The following is an 18,072-nucleotide window of genomic DNA, read 5'->3' on the forward strand; positions in this document are numbered from 1 at the left end:
AATGGTGGTCAATTTAAACTGGAAAGTGGTGGTCAATTTGACCGGATTTTCCAATCAACTCTTTATCATTACCTTTTTTCCCAAGTACTTGTTGTTTAATTTTGGTTTTTCTTTTTTCAATAGCACTGAGCGTAATACCTAAATAATCAGGTAAGTTTTTTGTTTTAATTCCTTTTTAATTAAATGGATAATTTCAATGTCTTTGGCATCAAATGAAAATTGCTGTTTGTTATAATCTGCTATTGCATTAACTATAGTAGGAGTAAAGCAACAAGTATTGCCTTTACTTATTTTTTCAAATAAACTTTTTAAAATAAGGGCATCAATATCCAATTTGTGTAAAAGTCCTGCCGGCTTTACTGTTTCAATAATTTTGTTGAGTTTTATTCCTTCCTTTACAGATGTAATAAAAATTACTTTTGAATTTGGAAACTTTTCTTTAAAAAATAAAGCTAAATCACCACCACAAAATATGTTTTTTTCAAGATAAGGTAGTAAGTCAATGTCTAAAAGTAAAGCATCAATTGGCTTATTTTCTATGTAACTTTCTGAAATAATTTTATAGCCTTGTAGGCAATTAATAGCTTTTAAAAAGCTAAAATCATAAACGTTATTTGTAATTTTTAAAATTGACGCAATATAGCCATCTAAAGTAAGCGGATGGTGGTCAATTACTAAGATTGTATTAGTATTTAACATTTTTATTTTAATTTGGGGTAAAACAAAAATAGATAAATATTTATATTAATTGTAGTGTATTATGATTATTATATAGAAATTTTGATTAAAACAACTTTTCTTTCATTTTTTTCCATCTGTATTTTCTTATCCATTTGGCTTGTTCTGGAGTAACAAATAAAGGTTTTCCTGAAGATTTTGCTTTCCAAAACCCTAAAATATAATCGATAAATAAAAAAGGTTTTCCTTTTCTTGAAGCTAATTTTAAAGAGGCAACTGCGGTTATAATAAATCCATAACCTAAACTGTAAAAGGCCTCACCTTGCTTATATCTTGCAGCTTTAGTATAGCTGGCTCCGGTTGGTTTTAGGTGCTTTACGTGTAAACTTTCATCGGTAACGACTTTCCAATTGTAAAATTTACATAATAATTCGTCCACAGTATCCCAACCCATCGCAGATTTTAAGCCTCCAATTTGCTTATACGTTTCTTTTCTATATGCTTTTAAAGCCCCTCTAATATGGTCTTTATCGGTTAAGTTTTCTAAAATCCAATCGCCATTTTTTTCAATATAGCAGAAACCGCCAAACATTCCAATTGTTGCATCAGATTGAAAATGTTTTATAATGGTTTCGAAATAGTTATTTGGAAAAATCAAATCGGCATCCACTTTCACAATAATATCGTATTGGTCATCAATGTGTTTTTCTCCTTCTTGAAACGCTTGAATTACTTTGCTTCCAGGAAGATGATTGGCATCAGATTTTTTATTTACTAAAGTAATAAACGGATATTTTTCGGAAAATTGAGTTACTATTTCAGCGGTACTATCACTAGAATTATCATTAACCACTACAATTTTCGTTGGCAAAACGGTTTGCGCTACCAAAGATTGTAACGTTAAAGCCATAAATGCTTCTTCGTTGTATGCAGGAATGATAATGTAGTATTTCATATTGAAAAGTCCAATTTTAAAAATTCCAAATTCCAACTTAAATTGTAGAGTAATTTGGGATTTGGGATTTATATTTTGGGATTTCGTTCTGCGTAAACCAAATAATATCTCGGAGTAAACCATCTCAATAAAGGACGAAGACCAATTTTCTTTACAGGATGTGTAAATTTAACACAATCTATAATTTGAAATCCTGTTTTTTCTAATAACCAGTCCAATTGCCAATCTTCAAATTCGTGGTAATGTCTATCCCATTTGTCTGTTTTACTTCTGTAAGCCGATGAAAACCATAAACGCAGGGGTATTGAAATAAGAATTTTATCACATTTTACATTTTCTAAAATGGTGTACGGATTCAATAAATGTTCAAAAATTTCAAAACCAGTAAATACCTCGTAGTGTTCTTCGCGTAAAGCAGTTTGATTGGTGTCTAAATCTTCTCCTTTTGTATTGATAACGGTGTATTTATTTTCTACCATAATTTTTGAAAACGGATTGGGAACACCTAAATCAAAAATAGTTTCAGACGTTGAAATATGTTTTTTTAGAAATTCTAAAGTAATATTGAATCGTTTACTAGGATATGTTTTTTCGTACATTTTAATATTGTTTTATTCCGCTGTGCTTCATACAATTCGGTTTTGCCTCGGGTCAAGTTTAATGTTTCAGGTTTAAAACAAAAGTGTAAAAATAGTAAATAAACCTGAAACTTTTAACCTGAAACTTGAAACAAAAATAATTACAATTGATATACGATGGCATTTACATTCATACCTGCTCCAACCGATGCAAATAATATGACTTCACCTTTATGAATTTCTTGGTTTTCAATTTCTCCTTTTAGTAAAGCATCGTATAATGTAGGAACCGTTGCTACACTTGAGTTTCCAAGTTTATGAATGGTCATGGGCATAATGCCTTCTGGCGGTGTTTGATTGTAAAGTTTGTAAAACCTTTGAATAATGGCTTCATCCATTTTTTCATTGGCTTGATGAATTAGTATTTTTTTAATTTGATCAATTTTAATTCCACTCGCATCCAAACAGGCAGCCATAGCTTTTGGAACATTGCTTAATGCAAATTCGTAAATTTTTCGACCATGCATTTTTATATACCTAACATTAGGGTCATGCTCTTTATTAAAGGAATTTCCAAAAAATAAATAATTTGCTTCGTCATAAGTAAAAGATGCTGATTCATGGGCTAAAACTCCTCCATTTTCATCACTTGCTTCAAGAATTGTAGCGCCAGCACCATCAGAATAAATCATAGAATCTCTATCATGTGGATCAACTACTCGAGACAACGTTTCAGCACCAATAATTAAGCATTTTTTTGCCATTCCAGCTTTAATAAACGCCGTAGCTTGAATCATGCCTTCTACCCAACCAGGACATCCAAAAAGCACATCGTAAGCCACACATTTAGGGTTTTTTATACCTAAATTATGTTTTGTTTTTGAAGCCAAACTAGGCAACATATCTCCTTGAATAGCGCCTTTTTTTACATCTCCAAAATTATGAGCAAAAATTATATAATCTAAAGTTTCAGGATCGATATTGGCATTTTCAATGGCTCTTTTTCCGGCTATTGTAGCCATGTCGGAAGTCGTTAATTCTTCTGATGCATATCTTCTTTCCAGAATTCCTGTAATTCCATGAAATTTTTCTGTAATTACATCATTCGTTAAAGGAAAAGAAGTACCATCTTCATTTAAAAAAACATGAGAAGAAAAATCTTTGTTTGAAATTACTTCTGTAGGAATATAACTTCCAGTACCTGTTATTTTTATAGTCATAATTTTAAAATTTGAAACTAATTTACACTAAAATACTAAATTGAAATTCAAAACGGTTGAACAATTTGCAAATTAAGTAATTATTACGAATTTGTTAAAATATTTGCATTTTTTTGTCAATTTCAGAATTTATTGAAATTTTATTTTCATTACAGTTGCCATATTTAATGCCATTGTTTTCATTTGATCGGCTTTATTTCCTTCAAAATTTTCAGTTATAGCACTGTATAAATGGTCTAACCAAATTTCAAAATGTTCGTGTGTGAAAGGATGTTTATCGTGAATGTCTTTATGTATTTGGAACATATTGTTGCTATACCCTCCTTTTAAAAATAGTCCTTGTTCCCAAAATGTAGCTAAAACATCAAAATGCTCCTCTAAATTTTGGTCAACAAGTGAAGCCTTTGTAAAATAGAAATTTATGGATTGATCTTTTAATAAACTATCATAAAAATTTCGTATTATTAAAAGAATGTCTTTACGGGTTTCTATATCTCTCATTGTGTTGAATTTTTTGTACTTCAAATTTACAACTTTCCTTTTTGAAGAAATTGATATTTATCATATTTCAAAAAAAATCTCAAATTCACAAAATCGGAATTTGAGATTTTAAAGTTATTTCATTTTTAGACTTCGTAAATCGTAATTCTAAAATCGTAATTCAATATTACATATACGCTTCAATTGGCGCACATGAACAAACTAAGTTTCTATCGCCATACGCTTCATCAACTCTACGAACTGTTGGCCAGAATTTATTATCAGCAATATATTCTAATGGAAATGCTGCAACTTCTCTGGTATAAGGAAAAACCCATTCATCTGAAGTAACCATAGCTAACGTGTGCGGTGCATTTTTTAAAATATTTTGAGTGTCATCTTTTGTAGACGCATTAATTTCTTTACGAATAGCAATCATAGCATCACAAAAACGATCTAATTCTGCTAAATCTTCCGATTCTGTTGGTTCAATCATTAATGTTCCTGCAACTGGAAAAGAAACGGTAGGGGCGTGGAAGCCATAATCCATTAAACGTTTCGCAATATCAGTTACTTTAATACCGTTATCTTCAAATGCACGACAATCTAAAATCATTTCATGAGCCGCTCTTCCCATTTCACCTGAATATAAAATTGGATAATGAGCCTCTAAACGCGCTTTCATGTAATTGGCATTCAAAATGGCATATTTTGTTGCATTTGTTAGGCCTTCTGCACCTAACATACAAATGTATCCATACGAAATTAGGCATACTAAAGCCGAACCGTAAGGAGCTGCTGAAATAGCTGTAATGGCTTGTTCACCACCCACTTTAACAATTGGGTTAGATGGTAAAAAAGGCACTAATTTATCGTTAACACAAATTGGTCCAACACCTGGTCCGCCACCACCATGAGGGATAGCAAACGTTTTGTGTAAGTTTAAGTGACAAACATCGGCGCCAATTGTAGCTGGATTAGTTAATCCAACTTGCGCATTCATATTCGCACCATCCATATAAACTAATCCGCCATTTTCATGAATTAGGTTTGTGATTTCAATGATTGAACTTTCAAAAACACCGTGAGTAGATGGATAGGTCACCATTAAAGCAGCCAAATTAGCTGAATGTAAAATAGCTTTTTCTCTTAAATATTCTACATCAATATTTCCTTCTGGTGTTGTTTTTGTAACAATAATATCCATTCCAGCCATAGCTGCCGAAGCAGGATTTGTACCGTGTGCAGATGATGGAATTAAACAAACCGTTCTGTGTTTATCGCCGCGTGATAAATGATATGCGCGAATGGTCATTAAACCTGCATATTCACCTTGTGCACCAGAATTAGGCTGTAATGTTGTACCTGTAAAACCAGTGACTTCATTTAATTGTTGTTCCAATTTGTTTAACATAGTTAAATAACCTTCCACTTGGTCTAATGGTGCGAATGGATGAATATTGTTCCAATTCGACATTGATAATGGAAGCATTTCGGCAGCCGCATTTAATTTCATGGTACAAGAACCTAATGATATCATCGAGTGATTTAATGCTAAATCTTTGCGTTCTAATTTTTTAATATAACGCATCAACTGACTTTCAGAATGATTATTATTAAAAACATCATGTTGTAAGAAAGTTGATTTTCTAATTAAATTTTCTGATATTACAGTAGTTTCTACTAATTCAGTAATAGGTTCAAATGTTTTTTCTTTGGCTTCAGCAAAAATACCAACAATCTGATTGATATCAGAAATAGAAGTAGTTTCATTGAATGAAATTGAAATGGTATCGGCATCAATGTAGAAGAAATTCACTTCATTTTTTTCAGCAATAGCTTTCACTTTTGCAGCATCCGCTTTTACATTTATAGTATCAAAATACGAGATATTCGTTTGATAAACTCCAATTTTGTTTAAAGCTTCTACAGCCGTATTTGCTGAATTATGCACCTTATTGGCAATGTAGTTTAACCCTTTTGGTCCGTGATAAACCGCATACATTCCAGCCATAACAGCTAATAAAACTTGTGCGGTACAGATATTTGAAGTTGCTTTTTCACGTTTAATATGTTGTTCGCGTGTTCCCAAAGCCATACGTAAGGCGCGATTTCCGTTTACATCAATTGAAACACCAATAATTCTTCCTGGCATCGAGCGTTTGTATTCGTCTTTTGTGGCGAAAAAAGCAGCATGAGGTCCACCATAACCCATTGGAATTCCAAAACGTTGTGAAGTACCAACTACAACCGCAGCTCCCATTTCACCTGGAGATTTTAATTTCACTAAAGATAAAATATCAGCTGCAACAGCAACTTTAATTTCATTTTCTGACGCTTTTGTTATAAATGAAGTATAGTCGTTTAATTGTCCGAATTTCCCTGGATATTGAAGAATAGCTCCAAAAAAGTCAGATGAAAAATCAAATGTTTCGTGATTTCCAACTACTAATTCTATATTTAGTGGCGTAGAACGGGTTTGTAAAACAGACAATGTTTGTGGTAAAATTTCTTCTGAAACAAAGAATTTAGAAACATTATTTTTCTTTTGATCACGAGTACGAACATCAAACAACAAAGTCATTGCTTCAGCTGCAGCTGTAGATTCATCTAATAAAGAGGCATTGGCAATTTCCATTCCGGTTAATTCAATAACGGTAGTTTGGTAATTTAAAATAGCTTCTAAACGACCTTGCGCAATTTCCGCTTGATAAGGCGTATATGCTGTGTACCAACCCGGATTTTCAAAAACGTTTCTTTGAATTACCGCAGGAACAATTGCTGGATGATAACCTAATCCAATATATGATTTGAAAACTTTATTCTTTTTACCCAATTCTTGAATATGATTTAAATATTCATATTCAGTCATCGGTTTTTCCAGATTTAGTTCGTTTTTTAAACGAATATCTGTAGGAATAGTTTCGTAAATTAATTGATCTACTGAATCTACTCCAATAGTTTTTAACATGTGGTTTAGGTCTTTTTCACCTGTTCCAATGTGTCTTAAAGCAAAAGCATCTGTTTTCATTTATATATAAAAATAGGTTGTGTTTAAATCTGATACAAAAGTAATTATTAATCTGCTAAAAATAATTGCTTTTTTAATGATTTTTTTTGATTTTTATCAACTAAAATAGCTTGTTATTAACACTTTCATTATTTTTGTTGAATGTTCGTGTTTAAGAAAATTTTCGCTTTTTACATCAAAAGTAGTTTACATGTTGCTTTTGCTATTTTTTCTTTAGTAAAAGTAGTGGAGCTATCGTTAAACATTTCTTCTAACGTGTTTTTGGAAAGAGCGATTTTTTCTGGTAGTGTATTTGGCTATTCAGTTTTAAAAAATTACGAATTTTGGAAATCTACTAAGTTTTCATTGCACAAAAATAAATCTGTTTTAGTAGTTACAATTGTCGCATTTTTGACTTTTGTATTTTGCTTTTTTCAGTTAAAATTAAGTTTTCAAATCGCATTTTTACAAATCTTTTTTTTGGTTGTTTTGTATCCGTTTTTACGAAAATATTGGTTTTTAAAAATAGCTGTTGTGAGTTTTTGTGTCACTTATGTGGTGAGTTACATTCCAACTTTAGAAACAAAAATGATGTTTTTTTACGATACGATTTTACAAGCCAAATTATTTTTTCTGATATGCGCGTTGTTAATTCCACTTGAAGTTTATGATTCCCAGCATGATGCAATAACCTTACAAACGATTCCTCAGAAATTTGGTATAAAAAAAACTAAATATTTAGGTTACTTGTTTTTAATTTGTTTTTGCATTCTGAGTTTAATATTACGGTTTGAACGTTTCGATGTGGTAATAGCAATTATAATAGGACTTTTTATTAGATTTTCTTCGACAAAAAACACGAAATATTACACTAGTTTTTGGGTGGAAAGTATTCCTATTTTGTGGTGGCTGATTTTAGTTCTGTTTCAGTAAACCTGACAGGTTTGATTCTCTGCTAAATTTTTCAAAACCGAATTCCTGTGAATTATAAAATTGGTTAAATGTTTTTTCAATAATAATTTATCGAAAAGTTTACCAAAAATACCAAAAGGCGTTTCGTATTCTAAAATATCTGTAACTTCCACATAGTTTTCTTTTTGTTCAAAAAAATGCTGGTGTTTGAAACTTTTAAAGTTTCCTTTTAGCTGTTCATCAACAAAATAAGTAGGAAATATCATTTCAGAAATAAGACTCTGATGTGTTAAATACAAACCAAAATGTTTGCCTTTCCAAGTGACGGTTTCGTTTTTATTGATTAATCCAGAAGTTATTCCAGCAATGGCAATTTCTTTTGTTTTACTAGCAGATTGTTGATGAATATCGATATTTCTATTTATATTAAAAACTTTTTCAATTGGAGCGTAGTAGTTTGTAGTGATTTTTATAGTTGTCATTTTTCCAATATAAATCCTAACAGGTTTTTAAAACCTGTTAGGATTATTTATTTTATCCGTTAATTTCTTTTCTACATTTATAAAATAGATACATAAAGAATGTTGCAGTTAGCATTGGAAGGAGAAAGCAGATTATAATTCCTACTATTGAAAAAATATCTCCAATAAAAACCATTGAAATAAATACTATTATAGTTAATGTCCAATATGTTTTCAATAATTTTCTTGTAAAATTCGATACTTTTTTATAGAAGTTTTTGGTTAAATAAATTGCACTAATAAATTGAGTTATTCCTAAAATTATTTGAAATGCCATTCCGGGTGAAACGGCTAAATAGAGCAATAAATTAATTACATAAATTAATTTATTTATTTTATATATAGGATTTAAGCTATTCATGTCATTAATTTATTTAAAATTCAATCTAGCTTTTTGGTTAAATTAGCTTCATTTTTTTTACTATATCAACCCCGCTCTTTTCAGCAAAGCATCTGCATTTGGTTCCTGACCTCTAAAGTTTTTATATAGCGTCATTGGATGCTCGGTGCCACCTTTTGATAAAACATTTTCTTTAAATTTGGTTGCGACTTCTTTATTGAAAATGCCTTTTTCTTGAAAATAAGCAAACGCATCGGCATCTAAAACTTCTGCCCATTTGTAGCTGTAATATCCAGAAGAATAGCCGCCTTGAAAAATATGCGAAAAGGAAACACTCATACAATTTTCAGCAACATCTGGAAATAATGACGTGTCGCCCATAGCTTGTTTTTCAAATGCTTTTATGTTATCAATCGGTTGGTTTTTCCCATGATATTCCATGTCTAATAAGCCAAAACTCAATTGACGTAAAGTCGCCATTCCTTCTAAAAAACTTGCCGATTCTTTAATTTTCTCCACATATGACTGTGGAATAATTTCGTCTGTTTCATAATGTTTAGCAAATAAAGCCAATGCTTCTGGTTCGTAACACCAGTTTTCCATTATTTGAGACGGCAATTCTACAAAATCCCAAAACACTGAAGTCCCCGAAAGGCTAGGGTAGGCGGTATTGGCTAACATACCATGCAATCCATGACCGAATTCGTGAAACAAAGTAGTGACTTCATTAAACGTTAATAAAGAAGGTTTTGTAGCAGTCGGTGGCGTAAAATTACACACATTAGAAACGTGAGGTCTTTCGTTAGTTCCATCTTTAATATATTGAGGTTTAAAAGAAGTCATCCAAGCGCCATTTCTTTTGCCTTTTCTTGGAAAGAAATCTGTGTAAAAAATCGCAACTAAGTTTTTATTTTCATCTAAAACTTCGAAAGTTTGCACATCTGGATGGTATTTGTCAATATCAAAAACTTCGTTAAATGTAATTCCAAAAAGTTTTTCTGCAATTGTAAAAGCACCGTTTAGCACATTTTCTAATTTGAAATAAGGCTTTAAAACTTCATCATCTAAATTAAATAATTTTTGTTTCAATTTTTCCGAATAATACGCAGAATCCCATTTCTCTAATTGTTCAATTCCGTCTAATTCCTTCGCAAATGCAGTTAATTGTTCAAATTCTTTTTTAGCAGCTGGTTTGGCTTTTTCTAAAATATCATTTAAAAAAGAAAGAACTTTCGTTGGGTTTTGAGCCATTCGTTCTTCTAAAACAAAATGTGCATGCGTTTCGTATCCTAATAAATTAGCACGTTCATGACGAAGCGCTACAATTTTTTTAGTAATTTCTTCGTTGTTGTATTCGTTATTTTGAAAGGCTTTTTTACCAAATGATATTGCCATTTCTTTTCTTAATTCTCTTTTTTCAATGTAAGTTACAAATGGCATATAACTTGGAAAATCTAAAGTAAATAGCCAACCTGTCTTGTTTTTAGATTTGGCTAAATCGGCAGCAGCTTCTTTAGCACCATCTGGCAACCCTTTTAAATCCGCTATATTAGTAATATGTAATTCAAAATTATTGGTTTCTGCTAAGGTGTTTTCACCAAAAGTCAATTGTAATTGCGCCAATTCGGTATCAATTTCTCTTAATCGTGCTTTTTTATCATTTGAAAGTAAGGCTCCATTTCGAGTAAAACCTTTGTATTTTTTATCAAGTAAAGTTGTTTGTTCTGTTGTTAAATTTATATTGTTTTTGTTTTCATAAACGGATTTTACTTTTTTAAACAAATCTTCGTTTAAAGCTATGTCGTTTCCAAATTCTGTAAGTAATGGCGTAACTTCTTGTGCGATTTTTTGCATTTCATCTGAAGTTTCTGCCGAATTTAAATTAAAAAAAATACTTGACAATCGATCTAACGCTTCACCAGAATATTCTAATGCTTCGATAGTATTTTTAAAAGTAGCCGATTCGGTAGAATGAATAATTTGATTAATTTCAATTCGTGCTTTTTCTATATTTTTAACAAAAGCTGGGAAATAATCTTCCAATTTTATTGAAGCAAATGGTGCTGAATTGTATTTTGTGTTGAATTTTTCGGTTAAAATTGACATATATGTATGTTTTTTGTAGTATTTAATGTTTATTATCAGTTTATAGCTCAGTGCTTTAGGAATACTTTAAAAATATTTTCAAAAAAATCCGACTAAACACTTTTTTTATCGATAAAATACGTATATTTGTAAAAGAAAAAATGAAGTAAATCATTTTTTTTACCCCCAAATAGAATTTTTTTTATAGTTGTCACTTAATTGTGAATAGTTTTTGGCCCCGACTTAGTAATAAGCTGGGGTTTTTTATTTTTTCAAGTTTTCAGATGCTTTTAAGACGGTATCACGTAAACCTTCTTTGTAGAATATAATTTTATCTAACACACATTTATCAGAAATTCCAATAATTTGTGCAGCTAAAATTCCAGCATTTTTTGCGCCATTTAAGGCTACCGTTGCTACAGGTACACCACCTGGCATCTGTAAAATAGATAAAACAGAATCCCATCCATCAATTGAATTACTTGATTTTACGGGAACACCAATTACTGGAAGCGGACTCATAGCTGCAACCATTCCTGGTAAATGTGCCGCACCACCAGCTCCAGCAATAATTACTGAAATTCCCCGAGTATGTGCGTTTTTACTAAAATCGAATAACTTTTCGGGTGTTCTATGTGCCGAAACAATATCAACTTCGGTTTCAATATCAAATCCGTTTAAAATGTCAATGGCTTCTTGCATCACTGGCATATCCGAAATGCTCCCCATTATAATGGCTACTTTACTCATTTTTGTTATTTTTTGTTTGTTGTTTGTAGTTGAATAAAATTATAACAATAAAGCATATTATAAAATTATAAATAATGTTGATAAAATGACTACCGTGCAATAAAGATTTTTCATCGCATACTCCTTTAACTTCAAATTGATAATACATTTCAAATGGAAAACCAATATTAAATTTAGGTAATATGTTATTAAATCTTGAGTAAATCATTGAATATGATAATGATATAAATGATACTACACAAAATAGAATCGAGGAATAAAAAACAAGTTTTAAAATTCTTTTTATCATTTTCTAATTGACACATTATCTTATTAGCTAATTACTCTAATTAAATCCTTCACTTCTTCAGCAATTTTTCTAGCTGCTGCCATATCTTCGTTTACTATGGTGACATGACCCATTTTTCTGAATGGTCGTGTTTCTTTTTTTCCATAAATATGTGGTGTCACGCCATCAATTGCCATTATTTTTTCGATGTTTTCGTAAATTACAGGTCCAGAAAAACCTTCTTCACCCACCAAATTTACCATAATTCCAGCAACTTTACTATCTGTATTTCCTAAAGGTAAATTCAAAACTGAACGTAAATGGTTTTCAAATTGCGAAGTATAACTTGCTTCAATAGTGTGATGTCCTGAATTATGTGGTCTTGGTGCAACTTCGTTTACTAAAATATCGTCGTTTTCGGTTTGGAACATTTCTACAGCTAATAAACCTACATGATTAAAAGCTTGTGAAACTTGTAAAGCCGTTTTTATAGCTAATTGTGCTACTTTTTCATCAATTCGGGCTGGACAAATTACATATTCCACCTGATTGGCTTCAGGATGAAATTCCATTTCCACAACAGGATAGGTTTTTACTTCACCATTTGCATTTCGGGCAACAATCACGGCTAACTCATTTTTAAACGGCACCATTTCTTCTGCAATACATTCTACTTCAGGTAAATGTAATAAATCCATTGTAGAACGACAAATTTTCACGCCATTTCCATCATATCCAAATTGGGCGCACTTCCAAACAAAAGGAAATTCTAACTCGTCTTTTTCTAATGCTTTTTTTAAATCATTTAAATCTACAAAACGCTGATGATTTGATGTTGGAATGTTGTTTTCTACATAAAAATCTTTCTGTTTTCCTTTGTTCTGAATTAATCGCAACGTTTTTGGTGAAGGGAAAACAATATGTCCTTCTTCTTCTAATTTTGCTAAAGCGTCCAAATTTACGTTTTCAATTTCAATGGTAATAGTATCACACCTTTTACCAAATTGGTACACCGTTTCATAATCCAATAAACTTCCAACAAAAAATTTAGTTGCTCCAAATTGCGCTGGGGCATCTTTACTTGGGTCTAAAACATAAGTAGTAATGTCAAATTTTCGGGTTTCTGTCAAAAGCATTTTGCCCAATTGGCCGCCACCTAAAATTCCTAATTTAAAATCTGAAGAAAAATAATTCATTAGTTGTTATTGTTGTGATTGTGCAAAGATACTAATTTGAATTTGTTTCGCAATTAGCATCTATTTTAGTTTTCGTAAAATATCTTTTGCAGCAGCTTTATACGCTGCGGAATGTTTAAAATAATCTTGTTGAAGTATGTTTTTTAATTCTTCGTTAATCCAAGGGTATTTTTTCCCGAAATTGTATAAAGTTCGCATAGAATAGGCTTTTGCCGCTACTTTTTTATCCTGAATGAGCCAATCTAAACAGGTTTCTATGATTTTTGTTTCTTGGCTTTCGGAAAGTTTTATAGTTTTCGATTTAGATAAAAACATACATATTTTAGAAATAGGTCTAATGGCAGAATCGTCATTAAAATGTTCTATTTTTGCTAAAAAATGCTCTAAAAAAGGAAGAATTAGTTCTAATTTGATTTCGAAAATCAATTCTAAAGACCAACACGCTTTACTATGAATTTTATCTTTTTCATTAAGACCAATTTTCATTAAACATTGTAATTTTTCTGGATTTTGAAATACATAATCGCGAATAAATTCTCGACTTATTCGATGTGCAGTACTTTCCGATAGCAGTTTATAAAATGCTTGATTCATCGATGTAAAAATAATCAATTTTTAAAAAAACACATAATAATGTTTTTATATGTTTAATAGTTTGTAAATTTGTGGTTTATTTTAACTTTAACAACACAATGATTAATATTGTTTTATTCGGAAAACCAGGTGCTGGTAAAGGAACACAAGCAGAATTTTTAAAAGAAAAATATTCATTAACACACTTATCTACAGGTGATATTTTTAGATTTAATATCAAAAACGAAACAGAATTAGGACTTTTAGCCAAAACCTATATGGATAAAGGTGATTTGGTTCCAGACTCTGTTACCATTCAAATGTTACAAAGCGAAGTAGAAAAAAACAGTCAATCAAAAGGGTTTTTGTTTGATGGTTTTCCAAGAACAATTGCTCAAGCAGAAGCTTTAGATGCTTTTTTAACGTCTAAAAACGAAGAAATTACTGCAATAATAGCTTTAGAAGCTGATGATGAAATTTTAGTAAAACGTTTATTAGAAAGGGGTAAAACGTCAGGCAGACCAGATGATCAAGACGAAGAAAAAATTAGAAACAGATACCAAGAATATAACGAAAAAACAGCACCTTTAATGTCATATTACGATGCGCAAGGAAAGTTTTATACTGTAAATGGAATTGGTTCGATTGAAGAAATCACAGACCGTTTAAGTACCATAATCGATAAATTTTAAATACATTGCATTTAATTCAACTATATAAAAATTGGAAATAGTCATAATATTCTTGTTGATACTGCTCAATGGAATTTTCTCCATGTCAGAGATCGCACTCATATCAGCAAGAAAAAACAGGTTAGAAACCGCTGCCAAAAAAGGCAACACGAGTGCAAAAACAGCTTTAGATTTAGCCAATTCGCCAAACAAATTTTTGTCTACGGTTCAAATTGGCATTACCTTAATTGGTATTTTAACAGGTATTTATTCTGGCGATAAAATTACAACTGATGTTGAAACATTTTTTGCTACTTATTCAATAACTTTTCATTATGCACATTCTTTAGCAGTTGGAGTTGTTGTTGTCATATTAACCTTTTTCTCCTTAGTTTTTGGTGAATTATTACCTAAAAGAATTGGGTTAAATTATCCCGAAACCATTGCTAAGTCTGTAGCGGTTCCTATGAAAATTATGTCTATTGTAACTGCTCCATTTATTTGGTTGTTGACTACATCTACAGATTTTATTTTAAAAATATTTAAGATTAAACCAACAGCAGATGGCAAGGTTACTGAAGAAGAAATAAAAGCCATCATTAAAGAAGGAACTGAAGTAGGAGAAGTTCAAGAAATTGAGCAAGATATTGTGGAACGGGTGTTTCATATTGGCGACAGAAAAGTTAATTCTTTAATGACACACAGAAAAAGTATTGTTTATTTGGCTTTAGATGAAAGTTACGAAGAATTAAAAGCTAAAATTTTAGATGAGTTGCATTCTGTATATCCTGTTTGTAATGAAAACTTGGATGAAGTTATTGGGGTAGTTTTATTAAAAGATTTATTTGCAAATATTGAAAAAGGCGATTTCGATTTACAGAAAATTATGATTGAGCCGGTATATTTTATTGAACATACCTCGGCTTATAAAGCATTAGAAAATTTTAAAAAGTCTAAAATTCATTATGCATTAGTTACAGATGAATACGGTGTTTTTCAAGGAATTATTACATTAAATGATATTTTAGAAGCATTAGTAGGTGACGCAGCTGATTTTTCTGATGAAGAATATCAATTACTCGCAAGAGAAGATGGAACTTGGTTGGTTGACGGGCAGTATTCGTTACACGATTTTATGACCTATTTCGATTTAGATGATATGCTTAATGATTATGAAGTAACTACTGTTAGTGGTTTGATGATTACAGAACTAGGAAGTATCCCAAAACAAGGAGAAAAATTAATATGGAATAAATTAGAGTTTGAAGTAATGGATATGGATGGTGTTAAGATTGATAAAATTTTAATAAAAGCAATTACGGAATAAGTAGTTGTATTCGCAGTTTTTAGTCTGCATAAAAATTAAAAATTAATAATTTAGAATAGTTTCAGATTGTTGTACAACTGAAAACTAAAAAACAAGAAAATGACTGAAGGAAATTTCGTAGACTACGTAAAAATATATGTTGCATCTGGTAAAGGCGGGAAGGGTTCTTCTCACTTACACAGAGAAAAATTTATTGAAAAAGGTGGTCCAGATGGTGGAGACGGTGGTCGTGGAGGTCATGTGATTATTAAAGGGAGTAAAAATTTATGGACCTTATTTCATTTGAAATTTTTACGACATGTAAAATCAGGACATGGTGGAGATGGAGGAAGTAGCAGAAGTACAGGACATGATGGAGAAGATAAATTTATAGAAGTGCCATTAGGTACAGTTGTAAAAGACAAAGAAACGGGCGAAATTTTATTTGAAATTACGGATGATGAAGAAATAAAAATTTTAGCTCGTGGCGGAAAAGGAGGTTTAGGCAACTGGAATTTTAGAAGTTCTACAAATCAAACTCCCCGATATGCACAACCAGGAATACCTGGAGAGGAAGTAGATGTTATTTTAGAATTAAAAGTTCTTGCCGATGTAGGATTAGTAGGGTTTCCAAATGCTGGAAAATCTACTTTATTATCTGTTTTAACATCTGCAAAACCAAAAATTGCGGATTATGCATTTACTACTTTAAAACCCAATTTAGGGATTGTAGCTTATAGAGATTTTCAATCCTTTGTAATTGCAGATATTCCTGGAATTATTGAAGGTGCAGCTGAAGGTAAAGGTTTAGGGCATTATTTTTTAAGACATATTGAGAGAAATTCTACGTTATTATTTTTAGTGCCAGCTGATGCCGATGATATTAAGAAGGAATATGAAATTCTTCTTGATGAATTAAGACGATATAATCCGGAAATGTTAGATAAAGACAGATTATTGGTGATTTCTAAATGCGACATGTTAGACGACGAATTACAAAAAGAAATGAAACAACAATTAGATAAGGAACTAAAAGGTCTTGATTATATGTTTATTTCTTCTGTTGCGCAACAAGGATTAACAGAATTGAAAGATAAGTTGTGGAAAATGTTGAATATTTAGCATTTATTCAATTTTTTTTATATTTTTGAAACTTAATAATAAAATAATCAAATGAAAACAAAATTACTTTTATTGCTTTTTGTTGTTTCCATAAGTTTTGGTCAACAAAGAACATGCGGAACTGATGCATACATGGAAAAAATGTTGTCTAATCCAGAAATGAAACAACAATATTTAGATTTGCAAAAACAATTTGAAAGCGAATTAGAGAGACTATCAAATGCACAACAAAAGAAAAATGGTAACTCTACATTTAGCACCAATGCTACTATTAGAATACCTGTTGCTGTTCACTATCCTTCTGTAGTTAATTCTAGTACTGAAACCGTAAAAAGTTGTTTACGATTATTAGCGCAAAAACAACTAAACATATTAAATGCAGATTATAATGCTACCAATTCCGACTTATCACTTTGGACAGCTGCAAGTATCTATTATCCAGGTGTTAACATTGGGAATATGGATGTTTCATGGGAAATTGCCACTCAAAATCATCCAACGAGTTCTGGTTTGTCAAACGGAACGTTAGCAGTAACTTTTGGTACTCATTTCTTATCTAATGCCGATAGCGATTCTGAATGGTCAGGATATTGTAATTTAGTAGTAAGAAATATAAGTGGAGGAATTTTAGGATATTCTCCTTTAGGGGGTTCACCATCACAAGGGATGACAGTTGTTATTGATAATAATGCTTTTGGTGCTTCAATGACCGGAACACCAACAAGTTGTTCTGGATATGTTCCAGGTGCTCCATACAACTTGGGTAGAACTTTAACGCATGAGTTAGGACACTTCTTTAACTTATACCACACTTTTCAAAGTTGTACCAATACAAATTGCGCTACCCAAGGTGACCGAGTTTGTGATACGCCACCACTAGGAACTCCAACGTATTCTTGTCCATCTGATGGGACTGTAGCAGGTTGTGATGGATTTACTGCGGCACTAACTATGAACTATATGGATTATACTAATGATGCGTGTATGTACATGTTTACAGCCGGGCAAGCCAATAGAATGCTAGCTTGGCATAATACAATATCCTCTCAATTACAAACAAACGTTTTAGTAAATAATGATTTTGTAAAAAATAATTTTTCTATTTTCCCAAATCCTAATAAAGGTATTTTTTCAATTCAATTATCTGAATCTACAGATAATTATTCTGTTATAATTATTGACGCTTTAGGAAGAGAAATTTTTAATGCAGAATACAATCAAACAACTGATTTAGTTCAAAATATTGAACTAGATAATGCATTGAGTGGTATGTATTTTGTAACGATTCAAAGCAAAGGAGCTCAAATAACAAAAAAAATAATTATAGAGTAATTCTATAATTTTAATAAATTTTTAAAAACAGTTGAGAGTTTACTTTTAACTGTTTTTTATTAAATACTTATAAGT

At 31.2% G+C, this 18,072-nt stretch carries 16 protein-coding genes; 4 read left to right on the forward strand and 12 right to left on the reverse strand.

The annotated features are described in order from the left end of the window. Positions 1–138: 138 nt before the first annotated feature. From ABWP78_RS06550 to ABWP78_RS06605, 12 genes are all read right to left on the reverse strand, one after another. Positions 139–699 (reverse strand): hypothetical protein, encoded by a 561-nt coding sequence (locus tag ABWP78_RS06550; RefSeq protein WP_353169978.1) that lies wholly within the window; start codon positions 697–699, stop codon positions 139–141. Positions 700–784: 85 nt separating this feature from the next. Then, entirely contained in the window at positions 785–1,633 is an 849-nt protein-coding gene (locus ABWP78_RS06555; protein ID WP_353169979.1) for a glycosyltransferase family 2 protein, read from the reverse strand. Between the two features lie 68 nt (positions 1,634–1,701). Beyond that, on the reverse strand, positions 1,702–2,232 hold the full coding sequence (locus tag ABWP78_RS06560) for a methyltransferase (protein WP_353169980.1): 531 nt from the start codon (positions 2,230–2,232) through the stop codon (positions 1,702–1,704). A gap of 140 nt (positions 2,233–2,372) precedes the next feature. Beyond that, positions 2,373–3,431, reverse strand: coding sequence for a 3-oxoacyl-ACP synthase III family protein (locus ABWP78_RS06565; RefSeq protein ID WP_353169981.1), 1,059 nt, complete (start codon positions 3,429–3,431; stop codon positions 2,373–2,375). A gap of 129 nt (positions 3,432–3,560) precedes the next feature. Then, a complete protein-coding gene (locus ABWP78_RS06570; RefSeq protein ID WP_353169982.1) occupies positions 3,561–3,932 on the reverse strand; it encodes a group III truncated hemoglobin in 372 nt (123 codons plus the stop codon). Positions 3,933–4,098: 166 nt separating this feature from the next. Beyond that, complete coding sequence (gene gcvP / locus ABWP78_RS06575; protein ID WP_353169983.1) at positions 4,099–6,942, reverse strand: aminomethyl-transferring glycine dehydrogenase; 2,844 nt, start codon at positions 6,940–6,942, stop codon at positions 4,099–4,101. Positions 6,943–7,847: 905 nt separating this feature from the next. Next, complete coding sequence (locus tag ABWP78_RS06580) at positions 7,848–8,315, reverse strand: SRPBCC family protein (RefSeq protein WP_353169984.1); 468 nt, start codon at positions 8,313–8,315, stop codon at positions 7,848–7,850. A 52-nt stretch (positions 8,316–8,367) separates the two neighbouring features. Continuing rightward, entirely contained in the window at positions 8,368–8,715 is a 348-nt protein-coding gene (locus ABWP78_RS06585; RefSeq protein WP_353169985.1) for a hypothetical protein, read from the reverse strand. A gap of 60 nt (positions 8,716–8,775) precedes the next feature. Continuing rightward, on the reverse strand, positions 8,776–10,800 hold the full coding sequence (locus ABWP78_RS06590; protein WP_353169986.1) for a M3 family metallopeptidase: 2,025 nt from the start codon (positions 10,798–10,800) through the stop codon (positions 8,776–8,778). Between the two features lie 243 nt (positions 10,801–11,043). After that, the gene (gene purE, locus ABWP78_RS06595) at positions 11,044–11,529 is read right to left on the reverse strand and encodes a 5-(carboxyamino)imidazole ribonucleotide mutase (RefSeq protein ID WP_353169987.1); all 486 of its coding nucleotides are present in this window, start codon (positions 11,527–11,529) and stop codon (positions 11,044–11,046) included. Positions 11,530–11,841: 312 nt separating this feature from the next. Further along, a complete protein-coding gene (locus ABWP78_RS06600) occupies positions 11,842–12,993 on the reverse strand; it encodes a 5-(carboxyamino)imidazole ribonucleotide synthase (RefSeq protein ID WP_353169988.1) in 1,152 nt (383 codons plus the stop codon). Positions 12,994–13,053: 60 nt separating this feature from the next. Further along, positions 13,054–13,605 (reverse strand): HEAT-like fold family protein, encoded by a 552-nt coding sequence (locus ABWP78_RS06605; RefSeq protein ID WP_353169989.1) that lies wholly within the window; start codon positions 13,603–13,605, stop codon positions 13,054–13,056. Between the two features lie 80 nt (positions 13,606–13,685). On the opposite strand from ABWP78_RS06605, the gene ABWP78_RS06610 reads away from it, so the two are divergent. The 4 genes from ABWP78_RS06610 to ABWP78_RS06625 all read left to right on the forward strand — a co-directional run bounded on the left by ABWP78_RS06610 (position 13,686) and on the right by ABWP78_RS06625 (position 17,997). Continuing rightward, positions 13,686–14,258, forward strand: a complete 573-nt coding sequence (locus ABWP78_RS06610) for an adenylate kinase (protein WP_353169990.1) — start codon at positions 13,686–13,688, stop codon at positions 14,256–14,258. A 31-nt stretch (positions 14,259–14,289) separates the two neighbouring features. Beyond that, the gene (locus ABWP78_RS06615; protein ID WP_353169991.1) at positions 14,290–15,564 is read left to right on the forward strand and encodes a hemolysin family protein; all 1,275 of its coding nucleotides are present in this window, start codon (positions 14,290–14,292) and stop codon (positions 15,562–15,564) included. A gap of 99 nt (positions 15,565–15,663) precedes the next feature. Beyond that, complete coding sequence (gene obgE / locus ABWP78_RS06620; RefSeq protein ID WP_353169992.1) at positions 15,664–16,665, forward strand: GTPase ObgE; 1,002 nt, start codon at positions 15,664–15,666, stop codon at positions 16,663–16,665. Positions 16,666–16,716: 51 nt separating this feature from the next. Then, a complete protein-coding gene (locus ABWP78_RS06625) occupies positions 16,717–17,997 on the forward strand; it encodes a zinc-dependent metalloprotease (protein ID WP_353169993.1) in 1,281 nt (426 codons plus the stop codon). Positions 17,998–18,072: the final 75 nt, after the last annotated feature.

Origin of the sequence: Flavobacterium sp. (assembly GCF_040402955.1) — a bacterium.
In the GTDB taxonomy this organism is placed as follows: Bacteria; Bacteroidota; Bacteroidia; order Flavobacteriales; family Flavobacteriaceae; genus Flavobacterium.

Coding starts and splice junctions, on each gene's coding strand:
- ABWP78_RS06610 (WP_353169990.1), top strand. CDS start 13,686: ATGATTAATATTGTTTTATTCGGAAAACCAGGTGCTGGTAAAGGAACA.
- ABWP78_RS06585 (WP_353169985.1), bottom strand. CDS start 8,715: ATGAATAGCTTAAATCCTATATATAAAATAAATAAATTAATTTATGTA.
- ABWP78_RS06560 (WP_353169980.1), bottom strand. CDS start 2,232: ATGTACGAAAAAACATATCCTAGTAAACGATTCAATATTACTTTAGAA.
- purE (WP_353169987.1), bottom strand. CDS start 11,529: ATGAGTAAAGTAGCCATTATAATGGGGAGCATTTCGGATATGCCAGTG.
- ABWP78_RS06625 (WP_353169993.1), top strand. CDS start 16,717: ATGAAAACAAAATTACTTTTATTGCTTTTTGTTGTTTCCATAAGTTTT.
- ABWP78_RS06600 (WP_353169988.1), bottom strand. CDS start 12,993: ATGAATTATTTTTCTTCAGATTTTAAATTAGGAATTTTAGGTGGCGGC.
- ABWP78_RS06580 (WP_353169984.1), bottom strand. CDS start 8,315: ATGACAACTATAAAAATCACTACAAACTACTACGCTCCAATTGAAAAA.
- ABWP78_RS06570 (WP_353169982.1), bottom strand. CDS start 3,932: ATGAGAGATATAGAAACCCGTAAAGACATTCTTTTAATAATACGAAAT.
- obgE (WP_353169992.1), top strand. CDS start 15,664: ATGACTGAAGGAAATTTCGTAGACTACGTAAAAATATATGTTGCATCT.
- gcvP (WP_353169983.1), bottom strand. CDS start 6,942: ATGAAAACAGATGCTTTTGCTTTAAGACACATTGGAACAGGTGAAAAA.
- ABWP78_RS06590 (WP_353169986.1), bottom strand. CDS start 10,800: ATGTCAATTTTAACCGAAAAATTCAACACAAAATACAATTCAGCACCA.
- ABWP78_RS06550 (WP_353169978.1), bottom strand. CDS start 699: ATGTTAAATACTAATACAATCTTAGTAATTGACCACCATCCGCTTACT.
- ABWP78_RS06565 (WP_353169981.1), bottom strand. CDS start 3,431: ATGACTATAAAAATAACAGGTACTGGAAGTTATATTCCTACAGAAGTA.
- ABWP78_RS06555 (WP_353169979.1), bottom strand. CDS start 1,633: ATGAAATACTACATTATCATTCCTGCATACAACGAAGAAGCATTTATG.